Source organism: Bradyrhizobium sp. MI1.7 (genome assembly GCF_055811795.1).
In genome coordinates this window covers 21,354-36,863 of the sequence record NZ_JBVVPO010000031.1, presented here as the reverse complement: position 1 = coordinate 36,863, position 15,510 = coordinate 21,354, and the positions used below count along the sequence as shown (strand labels likewise).

Here is a 15,510-nt window from a genome sequence, read left to right as displayed (position 1 = left end):
CCGCCCGATGAACGCAGCTTCCCAGCCGGCCGCCACGGCGCTACGCGTATCCCAGGCGTGGCAGGCGATCATGCAGAGCTGCGAGGGGACGCCAAGTTCATTCTCCATTTGAGCGTAGGTTTGCGGCGACGGCTTACAGATCTTGAAACTGTCCTCGCTGAATGACCTTTCGAAGAATCCCGCAATTCCCCCACGCTCAAAGCTGGAGGGTCTGAACTTCAGCCAGGTTATTCGCAGAGTGAACAGCCTGAAGCCAGCAGCGCGGAGCCGTCTTCCAGTTCACCGTGCCGATCGATGACGGCTTTGCGGTTGGTTGAGCCACGCCCCGAAATCCGAATGTGGCTCATGCCATGGCTCCGATCCCGGCTATTGTTGGGGATTGGCGTTGGGAGTACGTTCCCGGACGGGACAGGTGAGCACCTTTCCCTCCTTTTCAATCGACTGGCCGGCTAGTTCCGGAGTCCGGCAGATGCACGTATCCTCGCGGGTATCCACGAACGGCAATGCCGGTCTCAAAGCGTCATGGGACGACGGCGAGCGCGTCTTTTGTCGCGAATGGCGCCGGGGCGCCGATGGCGATGTCAACAGTGTCCTGACCGTAAGGGCGGCGACGGAACATCCGCCGGCCGCGGTCCTCGACCGGCTCGCCCATGAATACGCCTTGCGCGACGAGCTCGATGGGACCTGGGCCGTACGGCCGCTGGAGCTGATTCGCGACGGTGGTCGAACCTTGCTGATATTGGAAGATCCCGGCAGCGAGCCGCTCGAGCAGTTGCTCGGCGCGCCGATGAAGCTGGACCATTTCTTGCGATTGGCTCTCGGCATCACCACCGCCGTCGACCAGCTGCATCGGCAGGGCCTGGTCCACAAGGATTTGAAGCCGGCCAATCTTCTGGTGACCGGGGCAGACGAGGTCAGGATCACCGGATTCGGCCTCGCATCTCGCCTGCCGCGCGAGCGACAGCAGCTCGAACCACCGGAGACCATGGCGGGCACGCTGGCCTACATGGCGCCCGAGCAGACCGGCCGCATGAATCGGTCCGTCGATTCCCGCAGCGATCTGTACGCAATCGGCGTGACGTTCTACCGGATGCTGACGGGCGCACTGCCGTTCACCGCGGCCAGTCCGATGGAATGGGTGCACAGCCACATCGCGAGACGTGCCGTTCCGCCCGCCGAACGAGTCAATGGCGTGCCTTATGCCGTGTCGGCGATCATCATGAAGCTCCTCGCCAAGACGGCCGAGGACCGCTACCAGACCGCAGCCGGTCTCAAGAGCGACCTGGAACGGTCACTCGCCGAATGGGAAGCGCAGGGACGAATCGATGATTTCGTCCTGGCCCAAACCGATACACCGAACCGCCTGCTGATTCCCGAACGGCTCTACGGCAGGGAGCACGAGATCGAGGCGTTGCTCACCTCGTTCGATCGCGTCACCCGGAGCGGCACGCCCGAGTTGATCCTGGTGTCCGGCCCCTCCGGTATCGGCAAGTCCGCTTTCGTCGACGAAATGCACAAGGCCTTGGTCCCGTTGGGAGGGTTCTTCGCCTCCGGCAAGTTCGATCAGCACAAGCGCGATATGCCTTACGCGACGCTCGCGCATGCGCTCCAAGGCCTTATCCGAGGCCTCCTCGCCAAGAGCGATGCCGATCTGGCACCCTGGCGTAACGCACTGCACGAAGCGCTGGGCCAGCTCGGTCAGCTGATGGTGGATCTCGTACCGGAGCTGCGGCTGGTGATCGGGGATCAACCGCCTGTCCCGGAGGCTCCCCCGCAAGACGCACAGCGACGCTTCCAACTCGTCGTTCGACGCTTCATTGGCATCTTCGCCAAACCTCACCATCCGCTCGTGCTTTTCTTCGACGACCTGCAGTGGCTCGACGTGGCCACACTTGATCTGATCGCGTTTCTTCTGAACAGATCCGACCTGCAAAATCTGCTTCTCATCGCCGCCTTTCGACGCAAGGATGTCGACGTCAAACATCCGCTGGCACAACGGCTCGTCGAAATTCGCGCCTCCCGTAAACGGGTGCGGGAAATCGACCTGGCACCCCTCACCCGCGCTGCCGTCGAGGAACTCACCGCGGATGCACTTCACTGCGAGCCGGCATACGCCATGCCCCTGGCGCAGCTGATATACGAGAAGACGAACGGGAATCCGTTCTTTCTCACGCAGTTTCTGCGGGCACTGGCCGAAGAAAACCTACTGACCTTCGATCATGACAAGCGACAGTGGCGCTGGGATCTCGAACGCATCAAGGAAAAAAGCTACGCCGAAAACGTCGCGCGCCTCATGGTCGGCAAGCTGAGCGGTTTGCGCGACGAGACACGTCGGGCCCTGCTGGAGCTGGCCTGCCTGGGCAACAGCGCCGAGATCGCAACGCTCTGCCTCGTGCACGGAGCATCGGAGCAGACGCTGCACGCGGATCTGCGAGACGCGACGCGTCTCGAACTGGTCCGACGCCTCAAGAGCTCTTACGCGTTCGTCCACGATCGCGTGCAAGAGGCCGCTTATGCGCTTCAACCGGACCAGGACAGGCGAACGGCCCTGCACCTTCGGATCGGTCTGGTCCTGGCAGCGCAGCTGACGCCCGACGAAACCAACGAGCGCGTCTATATCGTTGCCAACCAGCTGAACCGCGGCATCGCCGCTCTGACCAACGGCGCTGAACGCGAACAGGTCATCGCCGTCAATCTCGCCGCGGGCCGGCGCGCGCGAAATGCAACGGCCTACCACGCGGCGGCAACCTACCTTGAAATCGCCCGCGAACTGCTCGGGGAGGAAGGGCATCCGCGGTGCAGCCGGGACGCCTTCGCGATCGGCCTGCTCCACGCCGAATGCAAATTCCTGCTCGGCGAGCTGAACACGGCGGAAGCGGAATTGACGGTCCTGTCGCAGAGCTGTTCGGACATTCAGGCGAGCGCCGAGGTCGCCAGACTCCAGGCGCAGCTATACACCACCGCGGGACAGCTCGAGCGCGCGGTCGACGTTTGCCTCGCATTTTTGCGCAGAACCGGGATTGACTGGTCTCCTCATCCCAGCCGCAGCGAGGTGGACGAGGATCGGCGACGCCTGCGGAGCTTGACCGAAAAGCTGTCCGACGAGCAGCTTCATGCGCTACCGCCGATGACCGATCCGGATCATCGTGCGACCATGGGCGTCCTGGCCGACCTCCTCACGCCTGCGTTTCTCACCGATCGCAACCTCTCCGACACCATGCTCTTGGAGGCCACTCGACTGACGCTCCAGCACGGGACCAGCCCTGAAGCGTGCTACCCGCTGACCGCCATATTCGGCGTGCTCGCGAGCAATTCAACCGATGCTGAACTTGGATTCCGGCTATCGCAATTTGGCGCAGCCCTTGCTGACAGGCAGCCGCAGACAGGGCTGAGCGGCCGGGCGCTTTTGGTATTCGGCCTTCACGTGACCCCATGGATTCTCCCGATCCGATCGGGACGGCCGTTCATTCGGCGCGCTCTTGCGATCTGCTTGACGACCGGAGATCTGGCATTCGCGGCGTATTCGCATCGCGGACTGATATCGGTGGATCTCTTCTGCGGCGATCCGCTCACGGACGTCTGCTCGCGCGCCGAGCGGTCCCTGGCATTCGCCGAGGGTCTGGGCGTCCGATTGGCTGCGGAGGGCCTCATCAGGCAACGAGATCTGGCGCAGAGCCTTATGGGGCGCGATGGCCGGAATGACTTCGAGAGCCCCGCGGCGCTTCAGCCCTCGGATGCGAGCGAACCGATAAGCGCCTTCTTCTACTACGCGACGCAAATTCAGATCGAAGTCATTGCCGGACGTGACGATGTCGCGATTGCCCTCGCCGCACGCGCAGAAGCGCTCTCATGGTGCGTCCGCTCTTATTCGGATTTCACCGAATACCGGTTCTACACGGCACTCGCTCATGCCGGGGCTTATCACGCATCACGCCCCGAGGATCGCGAGCGGCGCCTCGGCGACCTCCGGGAACACCACCGCAAGCTGACAGTCTGGTCCAACCGCTGCCCCGCGAATTACGCTGCCCGGCAGAAGCTCGTCGCGGCGGAACTTGCGCGCATCGAAGGCCGCGAACTCGAGGCGGAACAGCTCTACGAGGAATCGATCCGATTGGCGCAAGAATCCGGATTCGCGCAGATCGAGGCGATCGCTGCGGAACGCGCAGCAGGGTTCTACGAGGCGCGCGGCATTCGAACGGTTGTCTTGTCCTACCTGACAAAAGCGCGCGATTGCTACGCGCGCTGGGGCGCCGAGGCGAAGGTGAGCCAGCTCGAGAAACTCCATCCGAACCTGCGGGAGAGAGGATCCGCGCTCAGCGCCGCAGGGACGATCGGAGCACCTGTCGAGCAGCTGGACCTTGCGACGGTTCTCAAGGTGTCGGAGGCTGTTTCAGGCGAGATCGTGCTGGAGAAGCTCACGGAGACCCTGCTTCGTTCGGCCATCGAGCACGCGGGTGCGGAACGTGGCGTGCTGATTTTACCGAGGGGTTCCGAGCTGAGAATTCGGGCGGACGCGGTGACAGGCGGCGGTTTGATCGCTCTCGATCTCGCCGATTCACCGATCTCCGCCGCTGAAGTCCCGATGTCGATCGTCCTTTACACGGCTCGCACCCAGGAAAGCGTCGTGCTCGACGATGCCTCGACGAGCAGCGCGTTCGGCGGCGACGAATACATCCAGAAGAAGCACGTCCGATCAGCCTTGTGCGTGCCGCTCGTCAAGCAAGGCAGGGCGGTGGCATTTCTGTATCTGGAGAACAATCTCGCCTCGCGCGTCTTCACACCCGCCCGGATCGCGATCCTCAAGTTTCTCGCATCCGAGGCTGCGACCTCGCTCGACAATGCCCGTCTGTACCGGGAGCTTCAGGAGCGGGAGTCGCGGATCCGCCGGCTGGTCGAGGCCAACATCATCGGGATCTTCATCTTCGATCACACCCCCGACATCCTCGATGCCAACGACGCGTTCCTGAAGACCATGGGATATGATCGCGAGGATCTCGCCGCGGGCCGGTTGCGCTGGGCAGATCTGACGCCGCCCGAATGGCAGGAGCGCACCGACCGCGCCCGGGCCGAATTGAAGGCGACGCGGGTTGTCCACCCGTTCGAAAAGGCGTTCTTCCGCAAGGACGGCAGCCGGGTGCCGGTGCTGACCGGCGGAGCCTTGTTCGACGACGAGCAGGAGCAAGGCGTTGCCTTCGTGCTGGATCTCAGCGAGCGCAAGCGCGCCGAAACCGAGGCACGCGAGAACGAGCAGCGTTACCGCGTGGCTCAGATGGAGCTGGCCCACGCCAACCGCGTGGCGGTGATGGGACAGCTGACGGCGTCGATCGCCCACGAGGTCAATCAGCCGAACACCGCCGTCATCGCCAGCGCGCAAGCGGCCTTGAGCTGGCTCGATCACCAACCACCGGCACTGGAGCAGACGCGCAGGGCGCTGACACGCGCCATCGAGAACGGCATCCGCTCCAGCGAGGTCATTGAGCGAATCCGGGATCTCGTCAAAAAATCACCGCCCAAACGGGATTCCCTGGCGATCAACAGCGTCATCGGCCAAGTCATCGAACTCACGCAGGCTGAAGCAGCGCGGCACGATGTGTCGATCCAGACGATATTCGCCGATCGTCTGCCCAAGGTCATCGGGGATCGCGTCGAGCTGCAGCAGGTCACGCTCAACCTGATCCTGAACGCCATCGAGGCCATGAGCGAGACAACGGGGGGCAAGCGCGAGCTGTTGATCCAGACCGCGAGAGCAGATGCCGAGAGCATACGCGTATCGATCACGGATTCGGGACCGGGCTTGTCTGCGGAGAGCCTCGCGCGGCTGTTCGAACCCTTCTACACGACCAAATCGGGCGGCCTCGGTGTCGGACTGTCGATATGCCGTTCGATCATCGTGGCGCATGGCGGCAGGCTCTGGGCGACCGCAAACGAACCGCGCGGCGCCGTCTTCCAGTTCACTGTTCCGATCGATGACGGCTTTACGGTTGGTTGAATCATCTCGGCTGGCGTCATCACGCCGCAAAATTGGTGGGATGACCTGTAACCAAGGCCGGGCCGCGGACGAAATATAGCCATCGGATCGCGCCGGCGAAGCCAAGCACGGGCCGGAACAGATCCGCCATCGACGGCGTGCTGCAGGGAGAGATCAATTGGGACTGTCCTGGCAACAAGGCCCGCTTTCAACGGGAGCAATCGGCCGCTTTCTCGTCCCCGAGCCGCTGCCCAAGCGACTCCTGTACGTCGAACCGTTACGCCGCCGCATCCGCGTGCGCTTTGGGGGAAGCTGGATCGCCGATAGCGAGCGGGTGCTCCTGCTTTTCGAACCGGGCCGTTATCCCGTCGCCTATTTCCCGGAGGCCGATGTTTCCCCACATGTGCTGGAACCCACCGAGCACATCACTCAACACGCCGATCTTGGGCCGACGTCCTGGTACAGCGTTCGGGTCGACGAGCAACACATCGCGGCGCGCGGAGCATGGCGGCACACCGACCTGCCCGCCCATGCAGGCGATTTGCAGGGTCTGATCGCTTTTGCCTGGCGGGCCATGGATGCCTTCTACGAGGAAGACGAACGCATCGTGGGCCATGCCGCCGATCCCTATCACCGCATCGACATCCGCCAGACCTCTCGTAACCTGGTGGTCAACCACCAGGGCCAGGTCATAGCCGATACAAGGCGGCCGCTGGTCCTTTATGAGTCCGGCTTTGCACCGCGTTGGTATGTTCCTCGTGCCGACATCGATGAGTCTGCCCTCACTCCGGTCAAGCTCCAGACCTTCTGCCCGTACAAGGGCCTCTGCAGCTATTACTCCATCGGAGACGCGCGCCAGGCGGCATGGTCGTATCCCGACGCCTATCCCGAAGTCCGGCGCATCTCCAGTTTTGTATCGTTCGAGCCGGACATCGTGACGGTCCATCTCGATGGCACGCAGCTGCGTCTCGAACCCGGCCAATTAGTGGTTCCACACGGCCCCGATCGTAATCTTGACATCGCCGAGGTGGTCGCCGAGCCAACGCCTGGTGGCCAGCCCGCTGAAGCTGCAACCAGTCCCCTCCATCGACGCTCGTGAGACGAACGAGCATATCTTCGAGATCGCGCAGCATTCAGCCTTTCGCGTCCACGACTATTGTGGCCCTCAACGGAGCCGCTCATCCCGAGCCTCCGCTACGGGAGCGCCACAATGTCCCATCGTTCGAACCAGACACGCTCGATCCGCTCCACTTTTGCGGGCCTTCTCCTGATCGGCCTGCTGTCGCCCGCACATGCTTCCGACCGGAACAGCTCTCGCGACGTCCTCCCCGATCTGCCGTCGCGGGCCGCCGCGCGTTTCGCCTCGGTCGAGCCGACGTCGCGCCTGCCCTGGCTCGCTCCGGTCGGCCACCGTCAGCCGAGCCGGGCCGACGCGCCTCAATCAGATGCCCTGTCGGCCTGGGAGCGCGAGCAGCAGCAGCGCGATCAGATGCTGGATCGCAAGCTCATCATCTGCCGCGGATGTTGAGCTAGCCCGGCCACCTCACGCGCGCCGGCCTAGGCATTCTCGACACCCGATGCCGCCTCGGCGCTCTTCGCCAGCTCCAGCTCGTCAATCGTCGCAGGCGACTGCGCAGCCTTTCGCCATTGCGCGGGAGTGATGCCCATGTGGCTCTTGAAAGCCCGCTGGAATGCCGCCTCGGACAGATATCCGACCGCTTCAGCCACCGCTCCGGTCGAGAGCGAGGATTTCCTCAGTTCGTTCGTTGCCAGCGTCATGCGGATGTCGGTCAGCAGCTCGCTCGGCGAACGTCCGACCTTCTCCTGGAATTGACGGGCGAGTGTCGCACGCGACATGTTGGCGAGCTGCGCGAGCTCGGGCAGCGTCCATGCGCGCGCGGGCGCATTGAACATGGCCGCGACGACCGGCGCGAGGCGCGGGTGACCTGCGAGCGCAAGCAGCCCGCGTGGCGCGTCCCCGGTCTCGCTGGCGAGGCGCAGTACGAGCGCGAACATCGCCGTCGACAACGCGTTCAGCATCGCGCGGCCACCCAGCTGATCGTCTGCGGTCTCGCCGCGCATCAAGGCAACGAGGCCTGCGAGCTGCCCCGCCGTATCCCGCTCTCCGGCCTGCGCGCCGGCCCTCACGATCAGCACCGGCGGCAGATAGTTGCGCAGCAGCCGGTCGTGCGGCGGGGCGATCGAAAAATGTCCGCACAGCAGATCGAGCCGCGCGTCCGAGCCGGGATTCTCGCTGATCGTGAAGTTGAGTGAGGCGCGGTTGCGGGCCTTCAGCGGCGCAGCTCCGCTGCCGTCGTGCATCACGTGCCGGGGGTTGCGCGGCAGCAGCAGAATGTCGCCGGCCTCCAGTAGCAACGGCCGGCCTCCCGCCGGATCGTCCAGCACCGCCGAGCCTGCGAGCACCGCATGGTACGGGATCTCGTTGACCTCGCCCGGCCCCTGCTCGATCCGCCAGGGCGCGCCGTAGGAGCAGCGCAGGTCCAGACGGCCGCGCACCGGCATCATCTCGAACAGCCGGCTCAGCCAATCCATCGTATTCCTCTCTCGGTATGTCATTTGAGACGATTGAGCATATATACAAGCATATCAAGCATTCAACATCTCATGCCACGACCCTACTGTCACTCCGCAATCGTTCACCACCCCAACACGGAGTGCCATCATGTCCCGACTTTCCGTCCCGAACCTCGAAACTGACGCCGGCCCCTCCGGCCAGGTCTATGCCCAGATCAAGAAGGCGATCGGCAGCGTGCCGAACACCTTTGCGGCCATCGCCGCCCATGGCCCCGCTGCGCTCAAGGCCGTGCTCGCTGCCGACACTGTGCTCGCCTCCGGCGGACTGACCAAGTCCGACAAGGAGATCATCAAGCTCGTCATCAGCGAAGCCGCCGGCTGTGACTATTGTGTCGCCGCCCACAGCCATCTCGCAAAGCTCGTCGGCCTGGCGCCGGAGATTGTGAAGCAGATCCGCGATGGCCGGCCCACCGGTGATGCCCAGCGCGATGCGCTGGTCGCTTTCGTCGACAAGCTTGCGCGCACCAGCGGCACCGTCAGCCACAAGGATTTCGTCGCGATCAAGGCCGCCGGCTACAGCGACGCGCAGCTCGTCGACATCAGCCTCGCCTTTGCCACCACCGTGTTCACCAACGTCTTCAACCGCATCAACGATACCGAGATCGACTTCCCGGCGGTCGCCTAACGCGACGGCCGCCACGTCGCTCATCTCACATCAGGGATCACGACCATGACCACGCTTGCCAACACCCACACCGCCCAAAATCCTCTCGTCCGCGCCCTGCAGGGATCCGGCCTGCTCGCGGAAGATCTCGACTACCATGTCGTCCGCGCCTCGATGGTGATCATGTTCTTCTTCTTCGGTTACCAGAAGTGGTTTCCGTACGAGTTCGAACGGTTGGTCCCGTTCATCAGCAACGGCCCGTTGATCTGGTGGCTCTATCCCGTGTTCGGCCATGCCGGCGCCAGCTATTTCCTCGGCGTTTCTGAATGGACCTTCGGCGCGCTGCTGCTCTCGGGCTTCTGGAGCCACCGGCTTGGTGTGCTCGGCGCCCTCGGCTCGACCGGCACCTTCATCGCGACCGTCACCATCATTCCCTTCATGCCGGAGGGCTGGGACGTCGCCGCGGGAGGCTTCCCCGCGATGACGGGCAACGTGCCCTTCCTGATGAAGGACGTCGTGCTGCTCGCGGTCTCCTTCTATCTGCTAAGGCAGGATCTGGTTCGCCTGACGCGGTAACAGGTGGCATTCTGCCCAGCGACGCGTCGCCGGCGAGCTTTCCCGCTCGCCGGCGATTGCACGTCGCGACGATCACGGCAGTGTGCCCGCAAGCAGCCGTTTTCGCAGAGCATCAATGAACGCTCTTACCCGGACGGGCATTTGCGCGCGAGTCAGGAAAACCGCCCATATCCCAAGCTCAACCGGCGCGGCATCCGCCAGAACGATGCGCTTCAACTCTCCGCGTTCAATCTGCTCGTAAACATCCCAATAGGTCATCATGGCGACCCCCACGCCCGCAAGACAAGCCGCTCGAACAGCGTCGACTGTGCTGGCCGACAGCGGGCCGGCGATCCGGATCTGCTCCAATTCGCCTCCACGTACGAACGGCCAGGTCTCCATCGCATGAAGCTTGATGCAGGGGTGGCTCACCAGATCGCCCAGCGTTGCCGGCTCGCCGAAGCGAGCGATATAGGCTGGCGATGCGCAGAGGATGTAGGGATTGTCGGCGAGTCTTGTCGCGATCATGTCGGAAGGCTTCATCGGCGCCACGCGGATCGCAACGTCGAGACCCACCGAAGCGATGTCGACGCGATCGTCGCTCAGGACAAGATTGACCCGAAGCGCCGGGTTGTCCGCGATCAGCTTGGCCACGACGGGTACGATGACCGCATGGCCGATGACGTTCGGCGCGGTGACCTTGAGCACACCTGAGAGCCCCGAGCCGGCGGACGACACGGACTCGAATGCTGAATCGCGGGCGGCTATCAGGGCGGCGGCGTGAGGCAAAAAGGCCTCGCCCTCAGGGGTGAGCGATAGCGAGCGCGTCGTCCGATGAAACAGGCGTGCGCCCAGCTCGGCTTCGAGCGCTGCGAGCCTTCGACTGACCAACATTGGCGTCGTGCCCATCTCTCGCGCCGCAGCGGACAGGCTGCCGGCGGTCACGATGCTGCGAAACAGGGCCACATCCGCGAAATCCATTTTATAACGATAATCGATAAAGTGCTTAGCTTCCAGCCGGGCTTCTGTCGGCTCACGGCGAGATTTAAATCGATCTCCAGCAAGGGAGGCCACTCCCGAAGGTAAAGGCTCTGGAGATTCAAAAATGATGGACAGCGAAGCGAAGGCGCTTTTCACGCCGATCGATATAAACGGCCGTACCGCGAAGAACCGTCTTGCTGTTGCGCCAATGACGCGCATCACGGCGACCCAGGACGGCCGGGCCACCGAAACCATGACGCGATACTACGAGCGGTTCGCGCGAGGCGGGTTTGGAACGATCATCACCGAAGGCATCTACACAGACCAGGCGTTCTCGCAGGGCTACGTCCATCAGCCCGGCATGACCGACGAAGTGCAGGCCATGGCCTGGAAGCCGGTCGTCAACGGCATCAAGTCGCACGGAGCGGTGGCCATTGCCCAGATGATGCATGCGGGAGCGATCAGTCAAGGCAATCGCTTTCGCGACAGCACGGTGGGCCCGTCTGCCATTCAGCCAAAGGGCGAGCAGATGACATTCTATCACGGAAAGGACCGCTACGTACTGCCGGCAGCCATCACGGAAGAGCAGATCGCCGACGCCATCGCCGGCTTCGCGGGCTCGGCTGCGCGAGCGATCCAGGTCGCCGGGTTCGACGCCATCGAGATTCACGGCGCCAACGGCTACTTGCTCGACCAGTTCCTGACCGACTACGCCAACAGCAGAACCGATCGCTGGGGCGGCGCCACGGAGAACCGCGTGCGGCTAATCGTGGAAACCTTCAAGGCGGTGCGCGCGAAGGTCGGGAGCGCGGTGCCGGTCGGCGTCCGTATCTCGCAAGGCAATGTGAACGACTATCATCACAAATGGGCGGGTGCGGAGCGTGACGCCGAAATCATCTTCGGCAGCCTCGGCGATGCCGGCGCCGACTTCGTCCATGTGACCGAGTTTGAGGCGTGGAAGCCTGCTTTCGCCGAGGACGGCCCGTCATTGATGCGCCTCGCCAAGCGCTACGCCCCCAAAGCGACGATTTTCGCCAATGGCAGCCTGCACAACATCGAGCAGGCGGTGGCTGCGCTCGACGATGGCGCCGATGTCGTCACGATAGGCCGCGGGGCCTTGGCGAACCCCGACCTGCCCAAGCGTCTGTTGGACCGCAGCTCTCTGGATGAATTTGACCCTGCGATCCTCGGCCCCATCGCCGACATCAAGGACACCGAACTGATGATGTGAGCGCGTCCCGCGACGTCGATGCCGAGGGCCGACGCTCTGAAGATCGTGCACGCATCGAAAGGAACGATCATGACGGACGCGATCTCCGATGCCTCGGTGGCGTTGTCGCTCATGCTGGAAGCATTGCGCATGCTCGATGGGCCCGAGCATTCGAAGGCTGCGGCCCACCTTCGAGCGGCCATCGAGCAGCTATCGCCTCACACCGCGCAACACTTGCTTCCACCTCTCGGTAAGGCTCCGAGCAGGTCCTAAGTCGTCGTCGGGGGTGTGACCGCAACGATCTCATCATCGCTTCGGCACCGCTCATCTCACCGCACGACCCGTGAAGACGGCAAGGCCGTGATGGTCGAGACCACCGGTGATTTCATAAAAAGACTTCTGATACAGTTCTTATGAATTTTCAAATTCATTCTGGATGACGACTCGCTATCGAAAATATGACTTGCACCAAGTATCTGAAATTACGCGGCTATATTATTTTCTTCGATCACGACAAAGCGAACCAATCCCACGCGTTCTTTGATGTGTTTTTATAAAAACGCATTTTATATAGAGACGCACAATAGTCGGATGCAACCGAAAGGATCAATGGCATGGCCAAGTTCGCCTTCTTCGTCGAGTTGAAAGCCAATCGGGGCAAGGAAGCGGAAGTCGAAGCTTTCCTGAAGCAGGGCGCCGCGATGGCGAAGGCAGAGGCCGGAATAGCGGCGTGGTACGGGCTCAAGGAAGAGGAGCCGGGACGCTACGGAATCATCGACACGTTCAATGACGAAGTTGGACGAGACGCGCATTTGAACGGCGAACTTGCAAAGGCGCTGTTCGCGAAGGCAGGCGAGCTGTTTTCCGAAGCTCCCAAGGTGCACCGGCTTCACGTCATCGCCCAGAAATAGAGCGTCTTACCGAGGCTCTTCGTTGCAAGGCAGATGATGAGCTTGGGCGACGCGACTTAACGAACACTTCAGCGAAGCGACCTCCCCCTAATTCTCCTGAAAAAGGACTCACGATGAACCAGGAATCGCCCAAGCCCACTGTCGTCCTTGTGCACGGGGCCTTCGAAGACGCGTCGATCTGGAATGGAGTGATTGAGAGGCTGCAGCGCGACGGCTACCCGGTCGTCGCCTTCGGCAATCCGCTGCTGGGCCCGGCAATCGACACCGCGTACCTGCGCAGCCTGTTGGACAAGATCCAGGGGCCCGTGATCCTGGCGGCCCACTCCTATGGCGGGGCCGTCATCACGCAGGCCGGGGACGACCCCAAGGTCAAGGGCCTTGTCTACGCGGCCTCCATCATGCCCGCGGTCGGAGAGGCCGCAACCCATTTGCTCGAACGGTACCCCGGCAGCACATTCCCCACGTCCGTCGAGCCGACCACTTACACCCTGCCCGACGGTACCAGCGGCACGTATCTCCTCTACCAGCCCGACAAGTTTCACAGCAACGTTGCCGCCGACGTGCCCGCGAGCGTGGCCGCCCTGATGCTCGCCGGCCAACGCCCCATGAACCTGGCGGCCCTAACCGAACCGCTGACATCCGCGGCATGGACGAGCAAGCCGAGCTGGCAAGTCAGGCCGCTGCAGGATCGCGCCATTCCGGTCGATGAATACAAGTTCGAAGCCGATCGCGCCCACTCCACCGTCATCGAGGTGAACGCTTCGCACGCCGTCCCCGTCTCCAACCCTGAAGTCGTGGCCGACGCAATCGAACAGGCCGCCCGCGCAGCAGCGAAGTAACGGCGTCCGCAAAGGGCGGTTGTCTGGCATCATTCAAACAGGAGGCCCATCCGATGACGCAGGACGGTGAGCAAGAAGCAGCGCCGCCCTGGGATGCGGCTCGGGTGAACCTCACATCGAACGAACTGGCCCCCGGCGTTTTCGCGGTCATGCCTGACGACGTGTTCGAGAAAGACCACGTCGCCACCACGGCCGGCTTCGTGATCGGCGAACGCAGCGTACTCGTCGTCGAGTCAATGCTGAATGGCGATCTCGCCTCGCAGCTTATCGGGCTCGTACGGCAAGTGACGTCGAAGCCGATCCGCTTCCTCGTCAACACCAGCTATCATGGCGACCACGCCTACGGGAATTACCTGTTTCCCGACAGCACTGTCGTGATTCAGCATCCGGCGACCAAGCGCTACATGGAAGAAAGCTTCGAGGACGATCGCCGTTTCATGATCAGCCTCATGGGTAAGGGGAAGGGCATCGAACGCGTGCAGGCACGCGCCGCTGACATCACCGTCCCCGACATGATCAGCGTCGATCTGGGCAGCCGCATCGTCGAGGTCCGTCACTTTGGGTTCGCGCAGACGCCAGGCGATTTGGTCATATGGGCGCCAGACGCGAAGGTGCTTTGGGTCGGTAACATGATCCAAGCACCGTCTCCGGCGCTTCCGTGGCTCCTCGAAGGGCGGCACAAGGAGACGATGACGACCCTTGCGCGCGTGCGCGACTTCCTGCCGGAAGACGCAACCATCATTCCAGGCCACGGCCGGCCGATGCGTCCCGCGGACATCGAATTCCCGCTTCGCTATCTTCGCGAGCTCGACAGCGCCGTGCGCACGGCGATCGCAGAAGGTCGATCGATCGAGGCCACGCTCGAGGCGGTCGCCATGGCGCACTACGGCGAGTACAGCCTGTTCGATTGGGCGCACAACTCCGTCAACGTGCCCGCCGCCTTCCGCCACCTGCAAGAGCCGGGTGGCGGAGTGGCCTAGAGGAAGATGCATCGGGGTCGACCGCGAGCCTGGAGCATCTCGTCGCGTTCGCAACCCTATCGATGTAGCTGATGTTACATCGATTTTTCGTTCGCATCGCCGGGAGAACGTCGATGCCGCCGACGTGTGAATGCAGCAGCGATCGAAGCGCTTGCTGTGCGCGTCACCTCATTGCCGGCTCGCAAGGCAACCCCTTTCGCTGATAGACACAGGGTCGGAGGCAGCTTTCGCCATGGAGCAGTTCGACTCGGTCCGAATCTTCCGGACCGCACGTCGGAAAGCGACTGCGGATTGGTCGGTGCAAGGAAGTCTGCCCCCGTTGTGGTCTTCGTCCTTTGGGCGATCAATTTGCGGGAGCGACCCTTGGCGAAAGGGTTACAGGAAGGGGAAATCAAGCAGGAGCTGCAAAATGGCGGGCACCTGCGCAATGTCCTCATCATCACCAAGACGATCGAGGGTATGGCGGAGCACCTGGCCTATGTTCGGCCGAGCTGGCGACGCGAATTCCTGCCGCTGCGAACCTGGGGCGACAAGGAAGATCGTACCTACAAGGATCTGGATCGGCTGCTCGTGCTTCTCCGCGACGACTTCGGCTATCGGGGCTTCATTGGGCTCTACATGGATGGTGATCCCGATCTCGTGCGCTATCGGGCGCTTTCGGAAAGCGAAGAGGCCGACGACAAGCCGTAAAGCTCGGATCCGACGGCACCGCTGGCTCACTGCGTGGCTCGCGGTGACATCAGGACTCTCACCCGCAGAATAAAAATGGCTCGCTTGATGCGAGCCATTTTCTCATCGGGACCGGTAAAGTCCGAACCTGGTTGCGGGATACACCACCACCGACCATGCCGGGACGACGCCCTTCAG

The 15,510-nt window shown here is 62.8% G+C and carries 12 protein-coding genes; 10 read left to right on the top strand and 2 right to left on the bottom strand.

Features of this window, described 5'->3' with window-relative positions; all coding sequences use genetic code 11:
• The first annotated feature begins 469 nt into the window (after positions 1-469).
• The 3 genes from AC0L3X_RS25700 (at position 470) to AC0L3X_RS25690 (ending at position 7,496) form a co-directional block, all read left to right on the top strand.
• Positions 470-5,989 (top strand): trifunctional serine/threonine-protein kinase/ATP-binding protein/sensor histidine kinase, encoded by a 5,520-nt coding sequence (locus AC0L3X_RS25700; protein WP_063980873.1) that lies wholly within the window; start codon positions 470-472, stop codon positions 5,987-5,989.
• Between the two features lie 157 nt (positions 5,990-6,146).
• Positions 6,147-7,067 (top strand): DUF427 domain-containing protein, encoded by a 921-nt coding sequence (locus tag AC0L3X_RS25695; protein WP_063980872.1) that lies wholly within the window; start codon positions 6,147-6,149, stop codon positions 7,065-7,067.
• A gap of 111 nt (positions 7,068-7,178) precedes the next feature.
• Positions 7,179-7,496 carry a hypothetical protein gene (locus tag AC0L3X_RS25690; RefSeq protein ID WP_231143840.1) on the top strand — a complete coding sequence of 106 codons (318 nt, stop codon included), beginning with the start codon at positions 7,179-7,181 and terminating at the stop codon, positions 7,494-7,496.
• Between the two features lie 29 nt (positions 7,497-7,525).
• Here the strand turns inward: AC0L3X_RS25690 and AC0L3X_RS25685 are convergent, their stop codons facing one another.
• A complete protein-coding gene (locus tag AC0L3X_RS25685) occupies positions 7,526-8,521 on the bottom strand; it encodes an AraC family transcriptional regulator (protein ID WP_063980871.1) in 996 nt (331 codons plus the stop codon).
• A gap of 130 nt (positions 8,522-8,651) precedes the next feature.
• Here AC0L3X_RS25685 and AC0L3X_RS25680 point away from each other — a divergent pair, with 130 nt between their 5' ends.
• Together AC0L3X_RS25680 and AC0L3X_RS25675 are read left to right on the top strand one after the other, a co-directional pair.
• Positions 8,652-9,188, top strand: coding sequence for a carboxymuconolactone decarboxylase family protein (locus AC0L3X_RS25680; RefSeq protein ID WP_063980870.1), 537 nt, complete (start codon positions 8,652-8,654; stop codon positions 9,186-9,188).
• Between the two features lie 45 nt (positions 9,189-9,233).
• Positions 9,234-9,743: a YkgB family protein gene (locus tag AC0L3X_RS25675; RefSeq protein WP_063980869.1), complete on the top strand. Its 510-nt coding sequence runs from the start codon at positions 9,234-9,236 to the stop codon at positions 9,741-9,743.
• Positions 9,744-9,815: 72 nt separating this feature from the next.
• Here the strand turns inward: AC0L3X_RS25675 and AC0L3X_RS25670 are convergent, their stop codons facing one another.
• Positions 9,816-10,922 (bottom strand): LysR family transcriptional regulator, encoded by a 1,107-nt coding sequence (locus AC0L3X_RS25670; protein ID WP_231143839.1) that lies wholly within the window; start codon positions 10,920-10,922, stop codon positions 9,816-9,818.
• Between AC0L3X_RS25670 and AC0L3X_RS25665 the strand changes: the two genes are divergently transcribed.
• The 5 genes from AC0L3X_RS25665 (at position 10,831) to AC0L3X_RS25645 (ending at position 15,333) form a co-directional block, all read left to right on the top strand.
• The gene (locus tag AC0L3X_RS25665; protein ID WP_473316977.1) at positions 10,831-11,934 is read left to right on the top strand and encodes an NADH:flavin oxidoreductase; all 1,104 of its coding nucleotides are present in this window, start codon (positions 10,831-10,833) and stop codon (positions 11,932-11,934) included. The two genes, AC0L3X_RS25670 and AC0L3X_RS25665, sit on opposite strands and share 92 nt — an antisense overlap.
• A gap of 593 nt (positions 11,935-12,527) precedes the next feature.
• The gene (locus AC0L3X_RS25660) at positions 12,528-12,824 is read left to right on the top strand and encodes a putative quinol monooxygenase (protein ID WP_063980866.1); all 297 of its coding nucleotides are present in this window, start codon (positions 12,528-12,530) and stop codon (positions 12,822-12,824) included.
• A 113-nt stretch (positions 12,825-12,937) separates the two neighbouring features.
• Positions 12,938-13,663 (top strand): alpha/beta fold hydrolase, encoded by a 726-nt coding sequence (locus AC0L3X_RS25655; protein ID WP_063980865.1) that lies wholly within the window; start codon positions 12,938-12,940, stop codon positions 13,661-13,663.
• Positions 13,664-13,716: 53 nt separating this feature from the next.
• Positions 13,717-14,643 (top strand): MBL fold metallo-hydrolase, encoded by a 927-nt coding sequence (locus tag AC0L3X_RS25650; protein ID WP_231143837.1) that lies wholly within the window; start codon positions 13,717-13,719, stop codon positions 14,641-14,643.
• A gap of 321 nt (positions 14,644-14,964) precedes the next feature.
• On the top strand, positions 14,965-15,333 hold the full coding sequence (locus tag AC0L3X_RS25645; RefSeq protein WP_063980863.1) for a hypothetical protein: 369 nt from the start codon (positions 14,965-14,967) through the stop codon (positions 15,331-15,333).
• Positions 15,334-15,510 lie beyond the last annotated feature (177 nt).

Coding starts and splice junctions, on each gene's coding strand:
- AC0L3X_RS25700 (WP_063980873.1), top strand. CDS start 470: ATGCACGTATCCTCGCGGGTATCCACGAACGGCAATGCCGGTCTCAAA.
- AC0L3X_RS25690 (WP_231143840.1), top strand. CDS start 7,179: ATGTCCCATCGTTCGAACCAGACACGCTCGATCCGCTCCACTTTTGCG.
- AC0L3X_RS25685 (WP_063980871.1), bottom strand. CDS start 8,521: ATGGATTGGCTGAGCCGGCTGTTCGAGATGATGCCGGTGCGCGGCCGT.
- AC0L3X_RS25680 (WP_063980870.1), top strand. CDS start 8,652: ATGTCCCGACTTTCCGTCCCGAACCTCGAAACTGACGCCGGCCCCTCC.
- AC0L3X_RS25675 (WP_063980869.1), top strand. CDS start 9,234: ATGACCACGCTTGCCAACACCCACACCGCCCAAAATCCTCTCGTCCGC.
- AC0L3X_RS25665 (WP_473316977.1), top strand. CDS start 10,831: ATGGACAGCGAAGCGAAGGCGCTTTTCACGCCGATCGATATAAACGGC.
- AC0L3X_RS25670 (WP_231143839.1), bottom strand. CDS start 10,922: ATGCGCGTCATTGGCGCAACAGCAAGACGGTTCTTCGCGGTACGGCCG.
- AC0L3X_RS25660 (WP_063980866.1), top strand. CDS start 12,528: ATGGCCAAGTTCGCCTTCTTCGTCGAGTTGAAAGCCAATCGGGGCAAG.
- AC0L3X_RS25655 (WP_063980865.1), top strand. CDS start 12,938: ATGAACCAGGAATCGCCCAAGCCCACTGTCGTCCTTGTGCACGGGGCC.
- AC0L3X_RS25650 (WP_231143837.1), top strand. CDS start 13,717: ATGACGCAGGACGGTGAGCAAGAAGCAGCGCCGCCCTGGGATGCGGCT.